21 protein-coding genes are annotated in these 23054 nt (G+C 40.2%); 17 read left to right on the top strand and 4 right to left on the bottom strand.

Annotated elements, in window-relative coordinates; translation table 11 throughout:
* Position 1: 1 nt before the first annotated feature.
* From FY557_RS14155 to FY557_RS14110, 10 genes are all read left to right on the top strand, one after another.
* Entirely contained in the window at positions 2–1333 is a 1332-nt protein-coding gene (locus FY557_RS14155; protein WP_149247893.1) for a quinol:cytochrome C oxidoreductase, read from the top strand.
* A 157-nt stretch (positions 1334–1490) separates the two neighbouring features.
* The gene (locus tag FY557_RS14150; protein ID WP_149247892.1) at positions 1491–2492 is read left to right on the top strand and encodes a hypothetical protein; all 1002 of its coding nucleotides are present in this window, start codon (positions 1491–1493) and stop codon (positions 2490–2492) included.
* Between the two features lie 215 nt (positions 2493–2707).
* Positions 2708–3718, top strand: coding sequence for a hypothetical protein (locus FY557_RS14145; protein ID WP_149247891.1), 1011 nt, complete (start codon positions 2708–2710; stop codon positions 3716–3718).
* Positions 3719–3937: 219 nt separating this feature from the next.
* Positions 3938–4759, top strand: coding sequence for a hypothetical protein (locus FY557_RS14140; RefSeq protein ID WP_149247890.1), 822 nt, complete (start codon positions 3938–3940; stop codon positions 4757–4759).
* A 25-nt stretch (positions 4760–4784) separates the two neighbouring features.
* Complete coding sequence (locus FY557_RS14135) at positions 4785–5642, top strand: GLPGLI family protein (RefSeq protein ID WP_185151736.1); 858 nt, start codon at positions 4785–4787, stop codon at positions 5640–5642.
* Between the two features lie 62 nt (positions 5643–5704).
* The gene (locus FY557_RS14130) at positions 5705–6910 is read left to right on the top strand and encodes a hypothetical protein (protein ID WP_149247888.1); all 1206 of its coding nucleotides are present in this window, start codon (positions 5705–5707) and stop codon (positions 6908–6910) included.
* Between the two features lie 7 nt (positions 6911–6917).
* Positions 6918–7454 carry an adenine phosphoribosyltransferase gene (locus tag FY557_RS14125; RefSeq protein WP_149247887.1) on the top strand — a complete coding sequence of 179 codons (537 nt, stop codon included), beginning with the start codon at positions 6918–6920 and terminating at the stop codon, positions 7452–7454.
* A gap of 181 nt (positions 7455–7635) precedes the next feature.
* Positions 7636–8331 carry a tetratricopeptide repeat protein gene (locus FY557_RS14120; RefSeq protein WP_149247886.1) on the top strand — a complete coding sequence of 232 codons (696 nt, stop codon included), beginning with the start codon at positions 7636–7638 and terminating at the stop codon, positions 8329–8331.
* Between the two features lie 3 nt (positions 8332–8334).
* Positions 8335–8853, top strand: coding sequence for a 6,7-dimethyl-8-ribityllumazine synthase (gene ribH, locus FY557_RS14115; RefSeq protein WP_149247885.1), 519 nt, complete (start codon positions 8335–8337; stop codon positions 8851–8853).
* Positions 8854–9075: 222 nt separating this feature from the next.
* A complete protein-coding gene (locus FY557_RS14110; protein ID WP_149247884.1) occupies positions 9076–11160 on the top strand; it encodes an LTA synthase family protein in 2085 nt (694 codons plus the stop codon).
* Here the strand turns inward: FY557_RS14110 and FY557_RS14105 are convergent.
* From FY557_RS14105 to FY557_RS14095, 3 genes are read right to left on the bottom strand one after another with little or no spacing between them, the layout of a single operon-like run.
* Complete coding sequence (locus FY557_RS14105; RefSeq protein WP_149247883.1) at positions 11150–12280, bottom strand: glutathionylspermidine synthase family protein; 1131 nt, start codon at positions 12278–12280, stop codon at positions 11150–11152. The two genes, FY557_RS14110 and FY557_RS14105, sit on opposite strands and share 11 nt — an antisense overlap.
* A 2-nt stretch (positions 12281–12282) precedes the next feature.
* A complete protein-coding gene (locus FY557_RS14100; RefSeq protein WP_149247882.1) occupies positions 12283–12615 on the bottom strand; it encodes a hypothetical protein in 333 nt (110 codons plus the stop codon).
* A complete protein-coding gene (locus FY557_RS14095; protein WP_149247881.1) occupies positions 12615–12914 on the bottom strand; it encodes a hypothetical protein in 300 nt (99 codons plus the stop codon). Before FY557_RS14095 ends, FY557_RS14100 begins: the two co-directional genes overlap by 1 nt.
* 103 nt (positions 12915–13017) lie before the next feature.
* Here FY557_RS14095 and FY557_RS14090 point away from each other — a divergent pair, with 103 nt between their 5' ends.
* Entirely contained in the window at positions 13018–13863 is an 846-nt protein-coding gene (locus FY557_RS14090; protein ID WP_149247880.1) for a neutral zinc metallopeptidase, read from the top strand.
* A 53-nt stretch (positions 13864–13916) separates the two neighbouring features.
* Here FY557_RS14090 and FY557_RS14085 read toward each other — a convergent pair whose 3' ends face one another.
* Positions 13917–14750 carry a GLPGLI family protein gene (locus FY557_RS14085; protein WP_149247879.1) on the bottom strand — a complete coding sequence of 278 codons (834 nt, stop codon included), beginning with the start codon at positions 14748–14750 and terminating at the stop codon, positions 13917–13919.
* 144 nt (positions 14751–14894) lie between these two features.
* Here FY557_RS14085 and FY557_RS14080 point away from each other — a divergent pair, with 144 nt between their 5' ends.
* The 6 genes from FY557_RS14080 (at position 14895) to FY557_RS14055 (ending at position 22482) form a co-directional block, all read left to right on the top strand.
* A complete protein-coding gene (locus FY557_RS14080) occupies positions 14895–15224 on the top strand; it encodes a HesB/IscA family protein (RefSeq protein ID WP_149247878.1) in 330 nt (109 codons plus the stop codon).
* A 69-nt stretch (positions 15225–15293) separates the two neighbouring features.
* Positions 15294–16742 (top strand): Fe-S cluster assembly protein SufB, encoded by a 1449-nt coding sequence (gene sufB, locus FY557_RS14075; protein ID WP_149247877.1) that lies wholly within the window; start codon positions 15294–15296, stop codon positions 16740–16742.
* A gap of 165 nt (positions 16743–16907) precedes the next feature.
* Positions 16908–17651, top strand: coding sequence for a Fe-S cluster assembly ATPase SufC (sufC, locus tag FY557_RS14070; RefSeq protein WP_149247876.1), 744 nt, complete (start codon positions 16908–16910; stop codon positions 17649–17651).
* Between the two features lie 103 nt (positions 17652–17754).
* The gene (gene sufD, locus FY557_RS14065) at positions 17755–19062 is read left to right on the top strand and encodes a Fe-S cluster assembly protein SufD (RefSeq protein WP_149247875.1); all 1308 of its coding nucleotides are present in this window, start codon (positions 17755–17757) and stop codon (positions 19060–19062) included.
* 342 nt (positions 19063–19404) lie between these two features.
* Positions 19405–21921 (top strand): beta strand repeat-containing protein, encoded by a 2517-nt coding sequence (locus FY557_RS14060; protein WP_149247874.1) that lies wholly within the window; start codon positions 19405–19407, stop codon positions 21919–21921.
* A gap of 18 nt (positions 21922–21939) precedes the next feature.
* Positions 21940–22482 (top strand): hypothetical protein, encoded by a 543-nt coding sequence (locus FY557_RS14055; protein ID WP_149247873.1) that lies wholly within the window; start codon positions 21940–21942, stop codon positions 22480–22482.
* Positions 22483–23054: the final 572 nt, after the last annotated feature.

Below are 23054 nucleotides of genomic sequence, written 5' to 3'. Positions count from 1 at the left end.
AATGTATAGTTTTTCACCAAAATTAAAATCAACTTCTATAATCCTTCTTGTTGTAGGTTTAGTTCTGTTTGGTATCGGTTTCTTTTTAAATAAAGGAATTTCTACAGAAAGAATAGAACACATGATGGAAGCGCTTCATGCTTCAGGTCATGACGCTCCTACGCACTCAAGTGAAATGGTAGGTCCTCAGGATCATGCGGCTCACCTTGAGCATGCTGAACTTCAGGTACACAACCAGCCTTTAGCGGCCATACATTTTGTAGCTGTATTTTTCTTCGGCGTAAGCTGCTGCGTATTATTCTTCTACTCTATTCAGCACGCTGCCCATGCAGGATGGCCGATCATCATTACCCGTGTAATGGAAGCGATTGCTTCTTATATTCCTTATGGAGGTGCGATCCTGATCATCCTGATGTTATTGAATATTACCCACCAGGGACATCTTTTCCACTGGATGGATCCGGAACTTACGGATCCAAACTCACCTCATTTTGACGTGATCCTGTTTGAAAAGAGAATCTTCTTAAATATTCCTTTCTATGCCGTAAGAACTTTCATCTATGTATTGGGTGCTTCTTTCTTCGCATGGAAGCTGAAGGCTCAGTCTAAAAAAGTTGACGAAACAAAATCCAGAACCGAATACCAGATGCTTTACAGATGGGCAGTAGGATATATCGCATTCTTCGGATTTGCCTCTGCAGCCTGGGCTTGGGACTGGTTGATGTCTATCGATCCTCACTGGTATTCTACCATGTATATCTGGTATTCTATGGTGAGCTGCCTTTCAAGTGGTATTGCAGTAATCATCCTGTTAAGTGTTTATTTAAAGAAAAACGGATACCTTCCGCAATTCAATGATAACCACTTGCATGATCTGGGTGTATTTTTATTTGCTACAAGTATGCTTTGGACGTATACCTGGTTTGCACAGTTTATGCTTTACTGGTATGCGAACATTCCGGAAGAGGTAAACTACTTCTTCGGAAGATTCCAGCACTACTCCCCTACTTTCTTACCAATGCTTATTGTAAACTTCTTATTACCGTTATTGGTATTGGTGAGCAGCAGTATCAAGAGAAACTACAAAGTGGTTACCATCATGGCGATCGTAGTGATCTGCGGTCACATCCTGGATTACTTCAACATGGTAATGCCTGGAACGGTAGGACCATACTGGAAAACCCCTGAAGTATTTATCCTGATTCTAGGAGCGATTCTTTTCGTAGTTGGATTATTTATGTTTACCGTGCTTTCTGCATTATCTAAACTTAAGCTTATCCCTACAGGAAATCCTTACCTACACGAATCTGAAATTTATGAGTATCCTTTTTAAGGAATTTATAATAAGATAAAATAGAAAGACTGATCGATATGATCAGTCTTTTTTTGTGTCATAATGAAAAAAATTTAAAGCATCGTGCAACCTTTTTCAATTTTTAGCTGTCTTAGTATTAAGAACTGATTTTAATTCAAATATTAAACCCAACACCATGAAGAAGATTTTCTTTTTACTTTTTTTCGTCTTATTATTCCAGGTCGCCCATGCGCAAACCATTACCTTTATTTCTGAAAAAACCAATAAGCCTTTGCCCAAAGTTTCGGTTTTCGCGAAAGACGGGAGCATTGTTGCATATTCGGATATTGATGGTAAGATTGATAAAAATTTAATAACACAAGATCAGGAAAAATTTCAGCTGGTGTATGACAATGTTATTTTAGCACAGCTTACTTTTTCAGAAATAAATAAAGATATTATAAAACTTGATGATAAAATCAAGGACATTGAACCCGTTGTGATTAAGAACGAAAAGCCGGCAAAGTATATTCTTATCAAAGGAAATTTCAATACCTACGTAATCGTCAACAATCAACTCAAATCTTATGCCGACGGAATCATAACCTATATTTTCGACAATAAAACAAAAAAACTGAAAAGTACGAATGTAGAACAATACAGAATCTTTTCATTGCAGACTGAACCAAATGGGGCTTTCTCATCTTACACAGCAGGATTAGAAATCCCAAGACTTAAATACGTAGGAAACCCAGAAGAATACAAAACCGGAAAAAAGAATATTAAAGAACTAAAGGGCGACAAAAATGATCAAATTGAAATCATAGATAGAATCGGCTCGGAAAAAGGATCTACGTCTTTCGGAATAACCCTTTATGATTTTAAAAAAATTATAAACCTATCTTTTGAAAAAGAATCAGGAAAAACGCTTAGAGATTTTCTGGAATATAGTGAGGTACGCTACTCAAAAATTAAATATAAAGAAAAACCAGAACCTACTCAATTAGCTTTATACAATAATTTTTATGTGACAGAATATAGTTTTGGTAATGATAATGATATTAAAAAAGTAAGATTCAACAAGAGCAACAGTAGTTACCAGACCTCTTACTGGGAAGATCCTTCCTTTCCTAATATGCAGAAGGTCTTCAGCTCGTTTTTCAAAAATGATTTAAAGGAAAAACCAAATGAAAAATAAAGTGGTTTCCACATACTTTTTTAACCAGAGAAATATGCTGTCGAGGACTTCTCTGGAAAAAGTAAATTCACAGGCACTTTTCATAGAATATTTTTGTGCAGTAACTAATAAAGAGTGGCGGCCATCTGCCTTTTTTGTTTGCAATAAAAATATTAGCCTGAAACCTTTTGTTAATTTCTGATATTATAAATACTACAATTTAAATTCATAAAGCTATGAGAAAAAGTCTAATCCTATTATTTTTGGCATTCATATTAAATCTATTTCATGCGCAAACCATTACCTTTATTTCTGAAAAAACCAATAAGCCTTTGCCCAAAGTTTCGGTTTTCGCAAAAGACGGGAGCATTGTAGCATTCTCGGATATTGATGGTAAAATAAACAAGCAATCCTTAAAACCGAAGCAGGAGAAATTTCAGCTGGTATGTGATAATATCCCAGTCGCCACATTAGCCTACTCGGATTTTAATCAGGAGGTGATTAAAATTAATGATCGGATTAAAGACATCGAGACCGTTGTTATTAAAAAGGAGAAACCGGCAAAATATCTCTTTGTAAAGGGAAACTTCAATACCTATGTTACCCTGAACAACAAATTGAATTCCTACGCAGACGGAATTGTAACTTACATTTTTGATAACAAGACTAAAAAACTGAAAAGCATGCAGGTCGAACAGTACCGGATCTTCAGGCTGGAAAATGCAGAAATGGACCGTAAAAAACTTTCTTCCTGGGATTACGGAATGTTTTTAAAAGTCCCGAGACTAAAAAACATCGAAAATATTGATGGGTACAGAACCAAGAAAGACATTATTTTCAAAGAACTGAAAAGCGATAAGAAAGACCAGATCGAGCTTACGGAAATCACCAATGATGAAGAGATGGGATTTTTGGGATATCGTATTTCTGATGCTAAAAATATTCTCAATATTTCATATGTTCCAAATTCCCGAAAGGAACTCAGAGACCTTTTGGAATATAACCTTATCAGATTTATCAAATTAAAACATAAAAGTGAGCCTCAATATAATGACATTGCCATTTACAACAATTTTTATCCTATAGATATAGACTTCGGTAATGAGAAAATGGAGAAAATGCAGTTTGACATCAACAGCAGCCAATATACCTCGAAATATTGGGAAAACCCTGCTTTCCCGAATATGCAGCCTGTTTTCAGCAGCTTTTTCAAAGAAGATTTAAAAGAAAAGCCCAATGCAAAATAACGCATTTGCCTCTCAGCATTTAAGTCTTAAAATACCTTCTGCAAACGTTTTCCATCATTTTAAAGTTATAGAATTTTTTCATAGAATACATTGGAAAATAACCGAAAAAGACTGATGCTCATCAGTCTTTTTTATTAACAATAAAATATTTATTTTTTGAAACCTTTTCGCTTTTAAAGTTGTCCTTATAAATATACATTCAATTATAAATAATATCCTATGAAAAAAAGTACGCTGCTATTCTTAATGATGACACTGTACAGCCTGATCAATGCGCAGAATAACAATTCAACATCTGAAAAAACGGATAAGCCCCGAACGGAGGATTCTGCAAAGTACCTTTATGTAAAAGGCAACTTCAATACTTATGCAACCCTTAACAATACCATCAACGGATATGCTGACGGAATTGTAACCTATATTTTTGACCGTAAAACCAAAAAACTGAAAAGTACCTGCATCGAGCAGTACCGGATTTTTAGAATGCCTAGAGCAGAATGGGATTCACAGAAATTTTCTTCCTGGGATTACAGCATATATATGCATCTCCCACAGATGAAACGAATTGAAGGTACCAATCCATATAAAAAAAACAAAAACATGGTTTTCCATAAGACGGAAGGCAGCCAAAGAGATGAAATCGAAATAAAAGAAGAACGCCTTCAGGAAAAGGAATTGACCTTACTTGGATTTCACTTTTCTGATGTAAAATACAGTACCCGTATCGCCTACACCCGGAACTCCCGGAAACAACCGGAAGATCTTCTACAATACAGCGAAAGTTCGACCATGAAGCTGAAATACAAAAAAGAACCGACGTACAACGTCGTTAACATTTATACTAATTTCTATCCTACCGCATTGGATTTCGGTAATACTAAAAACAATGATAAAATAAGATTTGATCTCGGCACAAGTTATTATACCTCAAACTATTGGGAGAACCCTTCTTTTCCGGATATGCAGAATGCTCTTGATTCCTTCTTAAAAGAAGACCTGCAAGAAAAACAGAATATCAATGCACTCTATACAAAAAATTAACTATAACCTTCTAAAAACTTCTCCTATGAAAAAAGTTTTACAAGTCATTCTGATTACGACAGTGGCTTTATTGAATGCACAGAATTCGGCAAACCGGTTTTTCTATGAGCTGACCTACAAACCCAACAAGGATTCTGCAAAACTTGAAAAAGAAATGATGGTACTGGATATTGATCAGAGCAAATCCCTTTATCAATCTTACGAAAACATTCAGATAGATTCAATAGCAAATGTCGTGATAAAAGAAGCTTCAAATACGGGCTTTCCGGATTTCAAGAGAATGGGCAATAGACGTGCCCGGTTTACGCATCAGATTTCTAAAAGCTACCCGATCCGCGAGGTTCTGTATAAGGATCGCATTGCCATAGATTATTATTCCTACCGCGAAGATCCAAGCCTAATTTGGAAAATTTCAGATGAGAAACAGAAGATCAGAACTTACAATGCCCAAAAAGCAACCGTCGATTTTGGCGGAAGAAAATGGATCGCCTGGTTTACCACAGACATTCCTTTCCCGGACGGGCCTTATAAATTTTACGGACTGCCGGGATTAATTGTAAAAGTCAGTGATGAAGCAGGCAACTATTCATGGGAACTGAAAGGCAACAGAAAAATAGATCATATCGCGGAAGCTTCAGCGGTAGAAGGCTTAATGAACCAGACCGGGCTATTAATCACAAAAGAAAAGTTTACGGAAAAATACGACCAATATAAAAAAGATCCTCTTGCAGGGATCAGACAGATGATGGAGCAGATTCCTTCAGATGTAAAAATATCCGATGACTTCTCATTGACGAAAGAGATGAGAGATGCAGAAAAACAAATGAAAGAACACATTGCACAAAACAACAACAGCATCGAGCTTACCGGTAGAAATAAATAAAAAGAAAATAAAAACACTTACACCTAAAGGGTTTTTACTAAATTTGTGGCAAACGGAAAAAAATGAAAAAATTGTCCTTTCTACTCATCTTCAGCCTGTTGCTTTTTACAGCATGCAAGAAAGATCATGTAGATGCTACCAATACCAAAACTTTACAGTCGAGTATCAATGATATGACGGCCAGTCTTCCGACGATTCAGCAGATTAAATTCAATGAAGCGCTCTATATCCTGAAAACTTTCGGGGTGGAAGCAGACGGCGATGTTGCCGAACTGAAGGCGCTCGGCCAGCTGATCGATGGGAAAAAGGTTCCTGAAATTATGACGATGGCAGACCAGGTAGCTCAGAAAAACGGCATCGAATGGGCCAGTACCGCTCCGCCTTCCTTAGGAGAAATGAATATTTTCGGTAATGAAACGGCAAAAGAAACCGATCCGAATGATGTAAAAGCAAATTCATTAAGCATTACGGCCAGACCCACCGGCGATGACGGACTGGGTGCACCGACAGCTCTCCAGATCGTACCGAGACTGGTAGACAATGCAGGGAATCCTGTATCCTTTACCGGAGCCGGCCTTGAAGCGACCCTTGAAGTGTTCAGCAACGGCGTAAAGCTGTTAACGGCGAAAAACTTAATGCAGGATAATAAATTCAAAGGATTCAATTTAAAATTCTCCTCCATTCCGGCAGCTAAGGTAATGGATAATAAAATCGACATCACGGTTTCCGTAAAGACCACGGCGAAAACATTCAAAATGACGAAAGTCGGATTGGATGTGAATCCTGACCTCCTGAAAGTTCCGGCAGCACCGGTAGTAGATTCTTTGGCAGTACCGGAAGATCCTGCCGTAATCGATCCGAACAATCCGAATGCTACGATCCCGGCAACCGGTACCGATCCGAATGCTACTGCTCCTGCTACAACACCGGCTGCCCCGAAACAACCGGCAGCAGATCCTAAAACCACGGTAACCGGCTTTCTGAACAATGTAAGCGCACAGAACCTGAAAGCGGCTTACAATGCCGCAAGCAACCCAAGTTGGGGAAGCTACGAATCTTTTGCCAACCCTACCTCAGGATTCGGTTCGGTAAAGAATGTAAGTGTAAAAAATATTACCACCAATGCGTCCAACGCCAGTTCAGCCAGCGTAAATGCAACGTATGACGTAACGGACAAAAGTGGGAAAACGACAGCCCTGAAAGTAACCTTCGGGCTTAAAAATGTAAACGGAGACTGGAAAATTTCCAGCTACAGAATTAATCCATAAAATAAACATGGCATCACACGAATTAATCCGGAAACTAGAAGAAACCATCGAAAACATCCCTGATTTTCCGATTCCGGGAATTCAGTTCAAGGATATCTCTCCTGTTTTTCTGGATTCAAAATTATATGAAGAAGTCATTGCAGATCTGGCTGCAGTAAGCAGAGGAAAGGTAGATGCCGTATGCGGAATCGAAAGCCGGGGTTATCTCTTCGGGATTGCTATCGCAGTTGCCCTTGAAGTTCCTTTCATCCTGATCCGGAAAGCAGGAAAACTGCCACCGCCGGTGATCTCGGAAAAGTATGATCTGGAATACGGAAGCGCAGTGATCGAGACCCGCGAAGGACAGATTAAACCCGGACAGAGAATCCTGATCCACGACGACCTGCTGGCTACCGGCGGAACTACCGAAGCGGCAGCTAAACTGGTGGAAAAACAGGGTGCTGCCGTAGCGCAGTTCAGCTTTCTGATCGGGCTTACTAGCCTGAAAGGGGAAGAAAAACTGAAAAAGTTCAATGCAGAAGTCTATCATATCCTGGAATATTAAACATTCCCGGAATCTATATAAAATGCTTTATGAAACCGCTCATGAAGCATTTTTTATGGTAAAACAGCATCATTCGGCGGCGGATAATTTATAATTCACAACATTTCGTCAATAATACGCAGAAAGTATTTTGTAAATCATTCAGAAACAATTAAATTTGCATTTCAATTTTTAATAATTTATGGCAAAACTTACAAACGAGCAAGAGGGTAAAGAAACGGTTGAGTTTTTTAAAGATCTTGACAGAGAAGCTTTAAACACGGAAAGATTCATTGAAAAATATTCGAAGCCTTTGGCGGTTGTTTTCGGAATACTTGTGCTGGGCGTTCTGGGTTTCTTCGGTTACAAACAATTTGTAGTAGCCCCTAAAAACGTGGAAGCTGTAAAAGGTTTCCTGGCAGCTCAGAAAAATCTTGCTGACGGAAAAGATAAAGAAGCGTTGGGCGGTAAATCTGCTGCAAATCCGGGGTTCCTGGGAACATACAATGAATATTCCGGGACAGCAGTTGGCGAACTTTCTGCTTATAATGCCGGTTTATTGAAGTTTAAAGAAGGGAAATTTCAGGAAGCTTATGATCTTCTTGATAAATTTTCGTCTGACAACAAAACGCTGATGGCGATGAAATACGGTGCTATGGCTGATGCAAAATCAGGACTTAATAAAAATGACGAAGCATTGCAGTTATTAGACAAAGCAGCTTCCGCTTCAGACGATCCTTATACTACCTATTATTTCACAAGAAAAGCAGGGATTGTAGCCTTGGGATTAAAGAAAAATGCAGAAGCGAAAAAGTATTTTGCAAACATAGATGAAAAATATCAGGATTACGACAACGGAATGTCGGATTCTTATATCGAAATGACTAAATATTACTAAATAATGGCAACAGTTAATCTTTCAGATTACAAGCCACTTCATATAACCAATGCCGATGAGTTTTCTATCGGCATTGTTTTTTCTGAGTGGAATGATTTTGTAACCTACAATCTTCGTGATGCCGCACTGGAAATCCTTCATAAGGAAGGCGTAAAACCTGAAAACATCAGACTTTTTCCGGTTCCGGGTGCTTTTGAACTGAACTATGCAAGCATGCAGCTGTGCAAGGAACGTAAATTCGACGCGGTAATTTCCATCGGATGTGTGATCCGTGGCGAGACTCCCCACTTCGATTACGTTTGCTCGGCAGTAGCCCAGGGAATCAAAGATTGCAATATCTTAACCGATACCCCGACTATTTTCTGCGTTTTAACGGATGACACCAAAGAACAGTCGATAGCAAGAAGCGGTGGTGATCTTGGAAACAAAGGGGTTGAAGCAGCCGTTACTGCCCTGAGAATGATCGACTTCAGGAAAAATCTTTCCGGCAAAAAAGGAAACATCGGTTTCGGCCATTCTTAATTTAACACTTTTTATTATTTAAATATAAGGACTATGTAAAATAGTCCTTTTTTATTTATATACATCGCAAAAAAGAGCTTAAATTATACTATTTGAATATTAATTTTTTAATCTTTTTTTAAACATTTATAAAGTTTCTAATTTTTATGAGATTTTAAGAATATCTGTCAAAAAATAATACCTAATTATTAATTTTGTGGAATTAATATTCAGTTTACACAGATGTTTGCTCACAAAATCAGGCCCTTTGTCTATTTAGGGGCTTTATACCTCACCATTTCCCTTATCACAAGAATCGTTTTTTTATTTCACCCGATCACTACGGCAAGTTTCGGTATTTTTGAAATCCTGAAGATCCTGCTGACGGGCGTGCTGAATGATGTCCTGGTTTTTATATTAACCTGTCCTTTCCTGGCCCTGTACTTTTTGTTTTTATCCAATTCAAAATACCAGAAACCCTACGGACAGATCATCTTAGGTATGCTTATCCTGCTGTTTCTGTATATTCTCCTTATCCCGGATAATATCTTTAAACAGTACGGAGGATCGATTGCGGAAATCGCACTCGCATTTATAGGCCTGAAGATCGTATTCTTTGCCCTGATGTTCTTCCTTCCGGAAAGGCGTCTTCAGATACGGAACAGCCTGTATTTCATTACCATTTCTCTTTATGTCTTACTCATTGTCTTCAATGCCGTAAGCGAATATTTCTTTTATAATGAATTCGGGTTAAGATATAATTTCATTGCCGTCGATTACCTCATCTATACCAATGAAGTAATTGGAAACATTATGGAAAGTTATCCGGTGATTCCTTTATTCCTGGCCATTGCTTCGGTAACGTTAGCCATTGCGGTTTTCATTTACAGAAAAACGAAAAATGAACTTTCAGAACTTCCTAACTTAAAACAAAAAACCATTTTGATGGGTTCCTATCTGGTTTTATGCGGGATCAGTATATTCGGATTGAACTTCACCACGAAAATTAAAAGCACTAATCTTTTCGGAGAAGAAATCCAAGCCAACGGACTGCCGAAATTCTATTGGGCATTCACCCACAATGAACTTGACTATTTCCAGTTTTATCCTGAAATCAACCAACAGCAGGCAGAAAAGAACTTTTTAAGCCAGTTTGCTCCGCCAGTATTGCAGAGAAATATCATTCCGGTAGCGCCTGAAGTGAAGAAGAATGTCGTTCTGATTTCGATTGAAAGCTTATCCGCTGATTTTTTGGCCCATTACGGAAATACGCAGAAGATTACCCCGTTTCTGGATAGCCTGGCGGACCGGTCACTGATGTTCACCAATCTGTATGCGACAGGAAACCGAACGGTGCGCGGCCTTGAAGCATTGACGCTCTGCATTCCGCCGACAGCTGGAGAAAGTATTATTAAAAGGGAAAACAATAAAAATAAATTTACCACGGGCAGCGTTTTTAAATCAAAAGGCTATAATGTGAAATTTTTATACGGTGGCTACAGTTATTTTGACAATATGGAAGATTTCTACAAGGGGAACGGCTATGACATCGTAGACCGTAATAATTTTACCCCGGAAGAAATTACCTTTGCTAATGTCTGGGGTGTCGCAGATGAAGATATGGCCCGAAAAGCCATCAGCACCATGAACACGGAAGCGAAATCGGGAAAGCCGTTTTTTAACCACTGGATGACGGTTTCCAACCACCGCCCTTTCACTTATCCGAACGGAAAAATTGATATTTCGGGCGATGTGAAATCCCGTGAAGGCGGGGTAAAATATACCGATTATTCCCTAAGGAAATTCTTTGAAATGGCCCAGAAACAGAGCTGGTATAAAAATACCGTATTCGTTATCATTGCCGACCACTGTGCTTCCAGCGCAGGAGATATGGAACTCCCAATGGACAAGTACAGGATTCCGGCCCTAATCTTCTCGGAAGGATTTATTAAACCTCATAAGTTTACCCAAACCATGTCGCAGATCGATGTAATGCCTACCCTTTTCGGCCTGCTGAACTTCAGGTATCAGTCGAAATTTTTAGGCCAGGATGTTTTGACCAAAGAATTTAAGCCAAAGGCCTATGTAGCGACCTACGAAGATTTAGGGCTCATCAAAGACAACCATTTAACGATTATTTCCCCGGTACGGAAAGTCAAGCAGTATGCATTGATTCAGCAGAAGAATAAACTTTCCCCTGAATTCAATATTTATTTTGATGAAAATCCGTTAAAAGAAAAAGATCAGAATAAAGCTTTGGTGAACACGATCATCTCTGCTTATCAGTCGACTTCATACTGGCTGAAAAAAAACAGGCTTAACCGCTGATCAGATGCGGAACAAACCGGCTTTGGTTATTGGTGATCAGTCGAACACTTTCCCTGATGCCGATGCCGGCAGGTTCCTGACCGATCACCCAGCTTCCGATTACAGGATAATTGCCATTAAAATCAGGAATGTCGAATGATTGCTGGTAAATGAAACCTTCTTTTCCGTAAGCTCCGGAATTCTCTTCTACAGGAATCCCGTTTTTGTATAAAATAATATTGGCGCCTTCCCTGGAATAGACCGGTTTTTTAACGAAATCTTTCAGGCTTTTCTGTTCGAAATAAGCAGGCAGCAGATAAGGATGATCCGGATACATTTCCCAAAGGATAGGCAGGATTGCTTTTGAAGAAAGCAGAACCTTCCAGGCCGGCTCGATCCATTGGGAACGGAACCCGTTTTCAACCAGTTTTTCACCAAAGCCGTCTTCAATAATCCATTCGTAAGGATACAGCTTGAAAATATAATCCATCACGGAACCGTCTCCGGCAATAAATTCCTTAATTTCTTCTGCCCAGCCGATGTCCTGAATCGGGATGAACTCGGTCTCGAAGCCCGCCTGTGTTGCACAGTCGCGCAGGTATTCTACATTCGTAACATCCTCGATATTCGTTAATGAAGCGAAATAAATATAATGCGGGTTCATATATTGCGTGAGGTATTTCCAGTAATCCACCAGCTTTTCATGGATGGAATTGAACTGATCCCTTTCCGGAAACATTTCCTGCAGCCAGTACCATTGGATTACGGAAGCTTCATACAGCGAAGTCGGTGTATCCGCATTGAACTCCAGCAGCTTCAGGTTGGTCCCGTCAAAACCGAAATCGAATCTCCCGTACACTGAAGGATGGTCTTCTTCCCAGCTGGTGACGATATAATTCCTGAACCATTCGGGAATACTGAAACGGTTCCAGAGGTTTTTCTCAATAATGTAGTCTACCGCTTCCAGGCACATCTGCCACAATTCGGCCGTTGCCTTTTCAATTATACCGACCTCCTGCATGGAGAATTCGTAATAATGGCTTTCATCCCAGTAAAGCTCTTCCAGGGAATGATAGCCGAAGCCCAGACCTTCGAGTTTTTCTTCCCAGTTTTTACGGAATTGTGATGCTGTTCTCTTCATGTTTATGATGATGCCCTGAAGCCGCTTCTTCCAAGGCCGCCCCTGATTACACTCCCTTTATAAGAACTTCTCCCGATGTTGGATTTCGAACTGATGGCATCACTGTAGTAGCCGGTCCGGTGATAACCTCCGTTGCTGTAAGCGCCGTAAGGCCGGAATGCGTGATACCAGAAAAATCCCGGCATAAAGCCATGCGTTCTTGAATAGGAAGCCGTAGTATCAGATCTCATATAGACCCTTTTCTCATTCTTCCATTCATCTTTAGGCTTCTCCTGCGAACAGGCCGCAAGGATTCCCGTTACGAAAAGCAATTTTACAGAACCCGACTTTTTCATTATTGTACCGTAATATAAAATTCGTAATCTTTTTTGCTATTATCCTTGTGAACAACCCCGTCCTTATCTTCAGATTCCATCAGTGTATCGCCAAGACTTGGGATCGTATCTCTCTTTATAATTTCTTTAAAGAGCTTTTTATCCTTCCAGATTTTGTGCCGGGTTACCAGCACATCCGCCGTATCGATATGCTCTACTGAAAGTTCCGTTTCTATCGACGCTTTTCTGTCTACACTGTTGACTTCGTCTTCCTTATATTCTTTCTCATTACAGGAAAAAACACCTGCTAAAAGGATCATGAAAGAGATTTGTTTAATTCTTCTCACTTTGGCATAATTTTTCACAAAAGTAATTATTTAGTAAGATAATAATTTTAAATTTAACCTATAAAAAAATTAAACTATGAGATGGACTGACGACAGAGGCGGTAACGTGGAAGACCGGCGCGGGCTGGGCGGTGGAGCGATGGTAGGCGGAGGGCTTGGAACACTGATTATCGCTGCGATTATATTTTTTCTCGGAGGGGATCCTTCTTCAATCCTTTCTTCCGGTTCCGGATCTCCAAGAACTGAGCAGAGAGAACTTACTGCAGAGGATAAAAAAGTCGGAGAAATGGTGGATATGATGGGAAAATGGAACATTGTAACCTGGGATCAGGTGTTTCAGGAAAATGGAATGACCTATACCCCACCAAAAATTATTCTTTTTTCAGAAGCTACCCAATCGGGCTGCGGAATGGCGCAATCTGCTATGGGCCCTTTTTATTGCCCGGCAGATCAGTCCGTTTATATGGACATGAGTTTCTTCAATGAGTTACAACAGAAATTCGGTGCAAAGGTTACGGAATTTACTGTTGCCTATGTATTGGCCCATGAAGTAGGGCATCATGTGCAGACGCTTTTGGGAACCACCCAGAAAGTGGATGAACTGAGAAGAAGCGGCAGATATTCCGAAGCTGAAATGAACAGGGTTTCCGTAGCCACAGAGCTGCAGGCAGATTTCTATGCCGGCGTATGGGCTAAAAGAACCGATGCCGACAAACATATTCTTGAGCCGGGAGACATCCAGTCAGCGATTGAGGCGGCAGAAGCAGTCGGTGACGATAATATCCAGAGAAGGTCTCAGGGGTATGTCAACCAGGAAAGCTTCACCCATGGATCTTCTGCACAACGTAAAGAATGGTTTATGAAAGGCTACAATACCGGCGATATCAGACAGGGAGATACTTTCAACCAGCTTTTGAAATAGCCTGTTTTACCAAAATAAAAACCTGAAGTTTGATTACTTCAGGTTTTTTTATGTTATTGCAATTCGATCGGATTGCTGTTTTTCTTCGCTTCATCTTTTACCCTTTCCTCCATTCTTTTTCTGAAATCAGCCGGAGGATTACCTCCACCACCACGGGGTCCGCCTTCACCTCCAATTCTGATCTGACCGCCTTGTGTCATAAAGAACATGGGATCTTCCATGAATTTTTTCTGCTGTTTTACGTAATCTCCTCTCTTTACTTTAATGGTATTTCCAAACTGGTTCATGGCAGGAAAATCATCAATTTTATAATTTTTCATTAAATCGAAAGAATAGTCGCCTTTATCATCTTCTGCTTTTACAATCAGCCCCGGAAGTCCGCCGAATTTGTACGGACCGTCCTGATAAGGCAGATCTGTCGTGAACCACGCCGTCCATTTTCTACCACCGAAATCCGTTTCAGCTTTCTGAACTTTATAATCTCCGATTTTGGTAGTTTCCGACAGTATTTTCCAGTTGAGCGGACGATCTTCTTCATAGGTATAAACATCCCTTCCGATCCGGTCTTTAAAAGTTATTTTCTGGCTTTTTTTATCTTTTTCAATGGAGTAATTGATGTTCGAACGCAATCCTTGCATCTGCTCGCGGTTAAAGCTTCGTGCACCACCGCTCTGGAACGTTGCCTTCATCACAGAATCCCGCTTGATCCTGTTTTCGGAATAGAACAACGATTTTTCCGGAGAAATATCCAGATAGGCGTTTTCGGTTTTGGTATCGTTTTTATCGGAAGCATCCGGCTTCATCGTAACCTGGTATACAAACCGGTTTACCTGTGCGAAAGAAGTCTGCATCAGTAAAACAAAAGCAATCAATCCTAGTTTTTTCATTGTATGAGGAATTTATGTTTTGATTTTAAAATATTATCAAAGTTAAAGGATCAATAATAAAAATCGATAAAATAAAATCGCTAATTTTTATATACTAATTATTGTTCGTATTTTTGCATCATTAAATCATTCTAAATAAATACAATGATAAAAGTATCAGACCAAGCGAAGGCAAAAGCGATTCAGCTGATGACGGAAGAAGGCTTTAACCCTGCCGAAGATTTTGTAAGAGTGGGGGTAAAAAGCGGAGGATGTTCTGGTTTAGAATATGTTTTAAAGTTTGACAACCAAAAAACAGACACTGATCAAATTTTTGAAGATAACAACATCAAAATTGTTGTAGATAAAAAATCCATCCTCTATCTGGCAGGAACAACTCTTGAATATTCGGGAGGATTAAACGGAAAAGGATTTGTTTTTAACAATCCTAATGCATCCAGAACTTGCGGGTGCGGTGAAAGTTTTTCTTTATAGAAAAGACATTAGAAGTTACGCAGCGTATTACATTTGAAGCTTGACTTCTGAAATCTTTAAAAAAAAATAATGAATAAATATACTGAAGACGATCTAAGAGTCGATCTAGAAAATAAAAAATATGAATTCGGGTGGGAAACCAAAATTGATTACGAAGAGTTTCCAACCGGTTTAAATGAAGATATCGTCCGTGCCATCTCTGCCAAAAAAGAAGAGCCGGAATGGATGACGGAATGGCGTCTGGAATCTTTCAGGATCTGGCTGAAAATGACGGAACCCGACTGGGCCAACATTAAGTATGAGAAGCCGGATTTCCAGGCCATCAGATATTATGCTGCCCCAAAAGTAAAGCCGGAGCTTGAAAGCCTGGATGAAGTGGATCCTGAATTACTGGCCACCTTTGCCAAATTGGGAATCAACATCGAAGAACAGAAAAGACTTTCCGGAGTGGCGGTGGATATCGTTATGGACTCGGTTTCGGTAAAGACGACCTTCCAGGATACCCTGATGGAGAAAGGAATTATCTTCTGCTCTATTTCCGAAGCCATTAAGAACCACCCTGATCTGGTAAGAAAATATCTGGGGAAAGTAGTTCCGAGAGGCGATAATTTCTACGCAGCCCTAAACTCTGCGGTATTCTCCGACGGAAGTTTCTGCTATATTCCGAAAGGCGTAAGATGCCCGATGGAACTGTCTACGTATTTCCGTATCAACCAGGCGGGTACCGGACAGTTTGAAAGAACACTGGTAATTGCTGATGAAGGAAGTTACGTTTCTTATCTTGAGGGCTGTACGGCACCGTCAAGAGACGAAAACCAGCTTCACGCCGCAGTCGTGGAACTGATTGCAATGGATGATGCTGAAATTAAATATTCAACCGTTCAGAACTGGTACCCCGGAAATGAAGAAGGAAAAGGCGGGGTTTTCAATTTTGTAACGAAAAGAGGGCTTTGCGAGAGAAACGCGAAAATTTCCTGGACGCAGGTGGAAACCGGTTCTGCCGTAACCTGGAAATATCCTTCGTGTATCTTAAAGGGAGACGGATCAATTGGTGAGTTCTACTCTATTGCCGTAACCAACAATCACCAGTATGCAGATACCGGAACGAAGATGATCCATATCGGAAAAAATACAAAGTCAACGATTATTTCAAAAGGGATTTCTGCCGGGAAATCTCAGAATTCCTACAGAGGATTGGTAAAAGTGATGCCTTCTGCAAAAGGGGCAAGAAACTTCTCCCAGTGTGATTCCCTGTTGATGGGCAACGAATGTGGCGCCCATACCTTTCCTTATATAGAAATCAAGGACCCTTCTGCCCAGCTGGAGCATGAGGCAACCACTTCAAAAATCGGGGAAGACCAGATTTTCTACTGTAACCAAAGGGGAATTGATACAGAAAGAGCAATCGCCCTGATCGTGAACGGTTTCAGCAAAGAAGTTCTGAATAAACTGCCGATGGAATTTGCCATCGAAGCCCAGAAACTGCTGGAGATATCTCTGGAAGGATCTGTAGGATAAGTTTCTTTCGAACATTAAGAAATGAAGTTTTATTCTTTAAAATTCTTAATGTTTAAAAATAAAATAAAAATAGTATTTCATTCGCTTGCGTTAATGCCTTTGTAAAGGTGGTTTAGTGTTACAGAGGATATACTCAAAGTCTAACCTTGCGATAAATTTGAATATATGTTAGAGATAAAAAACTTGCACGCCAGAATTGAAGACGGCGCAGAAATTTTAAAGGGAATTAATCTTGAAATAAAGCCGGGTGAAGTTCACGCCATTATGGGACCGAACGGAGCCGGTAAATCTACACTTTCCTCTGTTATCGCAGGAAAGGAAGATTATGAAGTAACGGATGGCGAAATTATTTTCAGCGGCGAAAACATTATTGAAGATGCTCCTGAGGAAAGAGCGCATAAAGGGATTTTCCTCTCTTTCCAGTATCCGGTAGAAATTCCGGGGGTTTCTGTAACCAACTTCATCAAAGCCGCGATGAATGAAAACAGAAAAGCCAACGGATTCGAAGAAATGCCTGCCAAAGAAATGCTTGCTTTAATCCGTGAGAAATCCGAAAAGCTTGGAATCAAAAAGGATTTCCTTTCAAGATCACTGAACGAAGGATTTTCAGGAGGTGAAAAGAAGAGAAATGAAATCTTCCAGATGATGATGCTCAACCCGAAACTGGCCATTCTTGACGAAACCGATTCCGGATTGGATATCGATGCCTTGAGAATCGTTGCAGACGGAGTCAACGCTTTCAAAAACGAAGGAAATGCAGTCCTTCTGATTACCCACTATCAGAGATTGCTTAATTATATCCAACCTGATTTCGTTCACGTTTTAGCTAATGGAAAAATCATCAAGACCGGTGACAAATCCCTTGCTTTGGAGCTTGAAGAAAAAGGATACGACTGGCTTTTAAATTAATTAAAAGATTAAAAAATTCGGAGATTTAATATTTGATCTCCCGGTTTAACAATTCAGCCAAAACAAACAAGAAAAAATGGTGCAAACCACAGATATACCAGTAATGGCATTAAAAGAACAGATTACAGAAAACCATCACGAGTTTCTTGAAAGTCTTCGTCATAGATTTTTGGATGAAGACCGAAAAGCAGCTCTGCAAAGATTTGAAAGCATTGGTTTTCCAACAAAGAAAGACGAAGAATATAAATATACCAACTTAAAGGAGATTACGGAGAAAGCTTATAACTTTTTCCCGAAAGAAAACCACAATATCACCAAAGAGCAACTGGATCAGCTGCACCTGGGTGAAGAAAATTTCGACTGGATTACTTTCGTAAACGGTAAGCTTCGTAAGGAATTATCAAAAGTTTCTATTGAAAACGTTGAATTCCTTTCCTTTAACTATGCTCTGAATGATGAGAAGCACAGGGATGTTTTCGACCGGTATTTCAATACGATTGCTTCTGACAAATCCGCCTTTACCAATCTGAATCAGGCATACTGCAAATATGGCTTTTTCCTGAAAGTTCCTAAAAATGTAGTGATCGAAAAGCCGATCCATATTTTTTACATTTCTCAGAATCAGGAAGAGAATACCTTCTATAATACAAGAAATCTATTAATTGTAGACGAAGGCGCCAAAGTGGAAATTATTGAAAGCCACCACAATTTTGACAGTACATATGTACTGACCAATTCGGTAACGGAAATTTTTACTTACCCGAATGCTAAAGCCGACTGGCATAAGCTGCAGAATGATAACGATACCTCTTATCTGATCGACAATACTTTTGCCAGACAGGAAAAGGACAGCTTAACAACGGTGAATACGTTCTCTTTTGGAGGGAAATTGGTAAGAAACAACCTGGACTTCATTCAGAATGGATCAAACATCAATTCATTCATGAACGGCATTACGATTATCGGAAAAGACCAGCTGGTTGACCATCACACGGCAGTTCACCATAATTTTCCGAACTGTGAAAGTTACCAGAACTACAAAGGGATTTTCAACGGGAAATCCCACGGGGTATTCAACGGTAAAGTATTTGTAGATAAAATTGCCCAGAAAACAAATGCCTATCAGCAAAACAACAATGTATTGCTGAGCGAAGGTGCGGCAATCGATACAAAACCTCAGCTTGAGATTTTTGCAGATGATGTAAAATGCTCTCACGGCTGTACCGTAGGCCAGCTGAATGAAGATGCCCTGTTCTACCTTCGGGCGAGAGGGATCTCTAAGAAAGAAGCACAGGCCCTGTTGTTGTATGCTTTTGCCAATGACGCGATGCAGAATATCGATATTGAGCCTTTAAAAGAAAAGATTTCTAAGCTTCTGGCAGAGAAATTAGAAGTTGATATAGAATTTTAATCCTATATAGTTGATAAATACACACGGCCGTTTCTTATGAAACGGTCTTTTTTATGCTTTTGCAAAGCATGCTTTTACAGTTATTTTCTATCCCTTCTTTAGCCTGTTCATAAATAAAGATCCTATCCTGCTATCTGTCTTCCTGGGAAAAGCTATATAAAATAGGCAAATCAGCTATTCCCATCTTAAGCACCATACTCAGTTTGTTTAAATTAAAAATAATAAAACAGCTATACTTTTGTATTAATCTTAATTTTAAGCACATTTACATGATATAAATTAACAAATAATCAATATGTTCTATTATGAATTTACATATATTTGTACATCCAAATCTTTTATATGAAAAAATTCAATGTTCTACTGCTGCTTATTGCGCTTTTTTATAAGCCTCATTCATTTTATGGGCAACAATCCGACCGCCTGTATTTATCTTTTGCCGCTACGGGAAGAGTTTATGATATCACCGGAATCAGCGGAACGGTTTCATTGCCTACTCCATTGGCTTCACCAGTACCTACTACTGCCGCTGAAGCCAGTAATCTTGCTGTAGGCTATGATAATCCAGGAGGAAATCCCAATTCCATAGTGTTTATCAATTCTGATATTACAGCCAATGCTCCTATTTACAAAAACGGCGTACAGATGAACCCTCCTGTTACGGGACCAAATGCACAGATCGGAGGAATTGGAACTAATAACGTCCCTGGAACTTATTTCGGACGGGTGTATGGCTTCCAGTCCAATACCAAAATCCTTTATCCCATTTATCCCTCAGGAGCGACCCTTCCGATTACCGCCGCTGCCGGTGACACCGACTGGAATGCCGGCACGACATTCGGAACCGATACCTTCTTCGATTATGAAAACAATATTTATACGTTTCTGAATAATTCTGCCAATACAGCAAGATATTTATACAAAATAGCCATTGCCACAGGAGTTGCTACCAAAGCAGTACAGCTTACAGGGCCTGTTGCAACAGTGGCCGGCATACGGGGAATGGCTTACCTGAACGGCCTTGTGTATACCGCGACCCTTACCGGAACCCAGGGCGGGACGGCAAATACCATTCAGATCAATAGCATTAATATTTCTACAGGTGTTTCAACAGCAGTTGCTACCATTAACATCGGAAGCAATTTTGGAAATCTTGACCTGGCGTCGGTGCCTTATTACGTACCTTTCACTTTTACCTGTAATGGTGCCGCCTTCCAGGGAAACTCAACTTTTTCCACAGGCTATCCCTCTACCAGAACGGTAAGAATTCCGATTTCCAATGTATATGGGCCAGGCACTTACACCATTAATGTATCCGGTACTGATTTCGCTACTACTTCCCAGAATGTTACCATTGCAGCGGGAAGTACCTTTATTGATATACCCGTTACCTATAACGGTACCGGCGCCGCAGGACAGAAAACAGCAACCATCAGGCTGGGAAATTCCTCAACGGTATGCTCAGTAACTGCAACGGCCGAAGCTTCATTCGGATGTAACTCCAGTATGTATATTTCACAGAACACTACGGTTTATAATGTGAATACCACTTCCAATCCTTTCACTTTTCCAGCGGTAGGGTCTTATACCGGAAATATCAATTCAATCGGGATTAATCCGGTGGACGGACTGATGTATGGTACTGTGGATAACAGCAACACGATTGTCAGAATCAATGCTTCCGGAACTTTTACCCTGATGGGAGCTGTATCAGGTCTACCGACCGGTGTTACTTTCAACGCCGGGGAATTTGATGCTACCGGAAATTATTATGTAAAACAGTCAGGTTCGAATGCAACATTGTACCGTGTGAATATCGCAACTATGAGCGCTACGGCACTCACGCTTTCCCAAGCTATAAATATTTCGGATTTTGCTTACAGAACGGCTGACGGAAGGCTTTATTCCGTCTCTTCGGATACCGATGGAAGGCTTCTGTCAATCAACCTTTCCACTTCTCCGGCAACCGTTACTTTCATCGGAGCAAATAGCTCGTTAATACCTTTCGGGGCAATGTTCGCTTCTTCGACCGGCGAAGTTTATGGCTCTCTTAATACCGGAGGCTTTTACCAGTTCAACCTTACCAACGGACAGAGAACACTGATCTCATCATCACCTGCCAGCAACTCCAACGACGGGGCGCACTGTGTAACGGCTCCGATTGCCTTCAGCGCGGATCTTTATGCAACCGTTACGGACGGCGCTACCACTTATTCGCCCGGAAGCCCGGTAACTTATACCGTGGTTGTCGGAAACAACGGGCCTTTCGGAGTACAGGGAGCAACGGTTACCGTACCGCTTCCAACAGGAATTCCTGCAGCGAATATTACCTATACAGCTGTGGGCGCAGGCGGTGCTACCAGCTCAGTAACCGGAACACAAACCGGGGCGGTGAATGACGTTGTGAATTTACCTTTAAACGGCACCGTTACTTACACCATTACTGTAAATATTCCGGTGGCCTATACAGGAAATTTAACCACTACGGTGAATGTTACTTCTCCTGCCAACAGCACAGATCCGAATACGGCTAACAATACGGCAACTGATACCAACGTACAGTCTGTGTGTTATAACCCTGTTACCAACACTGCGGCGGGAATAGATACCCGCGTCGGAATAACGTTACAAAAAAATCCTAATGTCGGAAACGGCAACTGGCCATTTACCCGCAAGTCGGCCCATGTGGCTATAGAATCCAACAGCCAGGGGCTTGTGGTTACCCGAATGGAAACGGCAGCTTTATCAAACATCACCACTCCACAGGAAGGAATGATGGTCTTCGATACCACGGTAAAATGTTTAAAAATCTATTCGGATGGCGCCTGGAGATGTTTCTCCGTTCCATCATGCCCTTAATCTAAAAATTCCAGAACAATGAAAACAGTAAAAATTTTTATAATCGCTTTCACCGGATTTTCAGCATCTGCATTTTCACAGGTCATTATGGGAGATGCCACCGGTACAGCCACCAACAAAAGCAGCGTGCTTTTGGAATTCGCAAACACCAATAATAAAGGAATTATTGTGCCTTATGTAAGAACACTTCCAGCCTCTCCTACCCAGGGAACAATATTGCTGGACGCCGTGAATGCCACCCAGGCCCGGATGAGGTATTACAACGGCAGCTCATGGATCGATATGAGCGGACAAAACGGAAATATTGCTTCTATTATGGCCACGCAGCCTTCTGCTGCAGAATCGGTTAATGAAAAAGTAATCATCGGAGCAACTGCCTCCTCCGCCAACGGGGCCGTAGTGCTGGAATCGGCAAACCGAGCCATGGTACTGCCCATCGTTACCGATGTCAACAATATCCCGAGCCCCTCTCCCGGAATGATGGTCTACGTCAATAAAACCGGAGCCAAGCGGCTGGCCGTTTATAATGGCGAAAGGTGGTCGTTCTGGGCACCGCAGTAAAAGTTTATTATAAAATAAAGCCAAAGACTGTTTCCATTATTGAAGCAGTCTTTTTTGTTTCTGTAAATTAAGAAGCAATACCGGCATGAAATAATAATTTTCATAGTGATTAATTCAAAAAGCCATCCTAAGATAAGACGGTTTAATATTTTAAATCCTAGTTTCTGAGGCTACCAAGTAATCCATTTTTTTTGCCATCTTTTATAAATTAAATTTATAATTCCGACAAAAACATTTAATTGTCGCTGTTGCCATCAAGAAAAAGTCGTCTATACTAATAGCAAAACGACCTTTAATTATTATTTATTTACAGCCTTAATTTCTGGAGAAGTAGGCAGAAAATAGTAAAGTCTGTACACGTAATTCTTATTAGCGGAAAATAATTTTATGTAAACGTTTTTCAACTACAACTTATGATGAAAAATATGATAAAGAGAAACATCTTAATTTTATATAATATACTGAATTGAAAAGAATCAATAAAATTTAATTTTAGAAAATCATTACTTTCTTTTAAATTCTATGTTTTAAAAATTATTCATTCATCAATAAAATAATTAAAAATTTTATCT

Source organism: Chryseobacterium sp. SN22, from assembly GCF_008329705.1.
GTDB lineage: Bacteria > Bacteroidota > Bacteroidia > Flavobacteriales > Weeksellaceae > Chryseobacterium.
The sequence above is the reverse complement of the archived record's forward strand: the minus strand, read 5'-3'. Positions and strand labels throughout refer to the sequence as shown.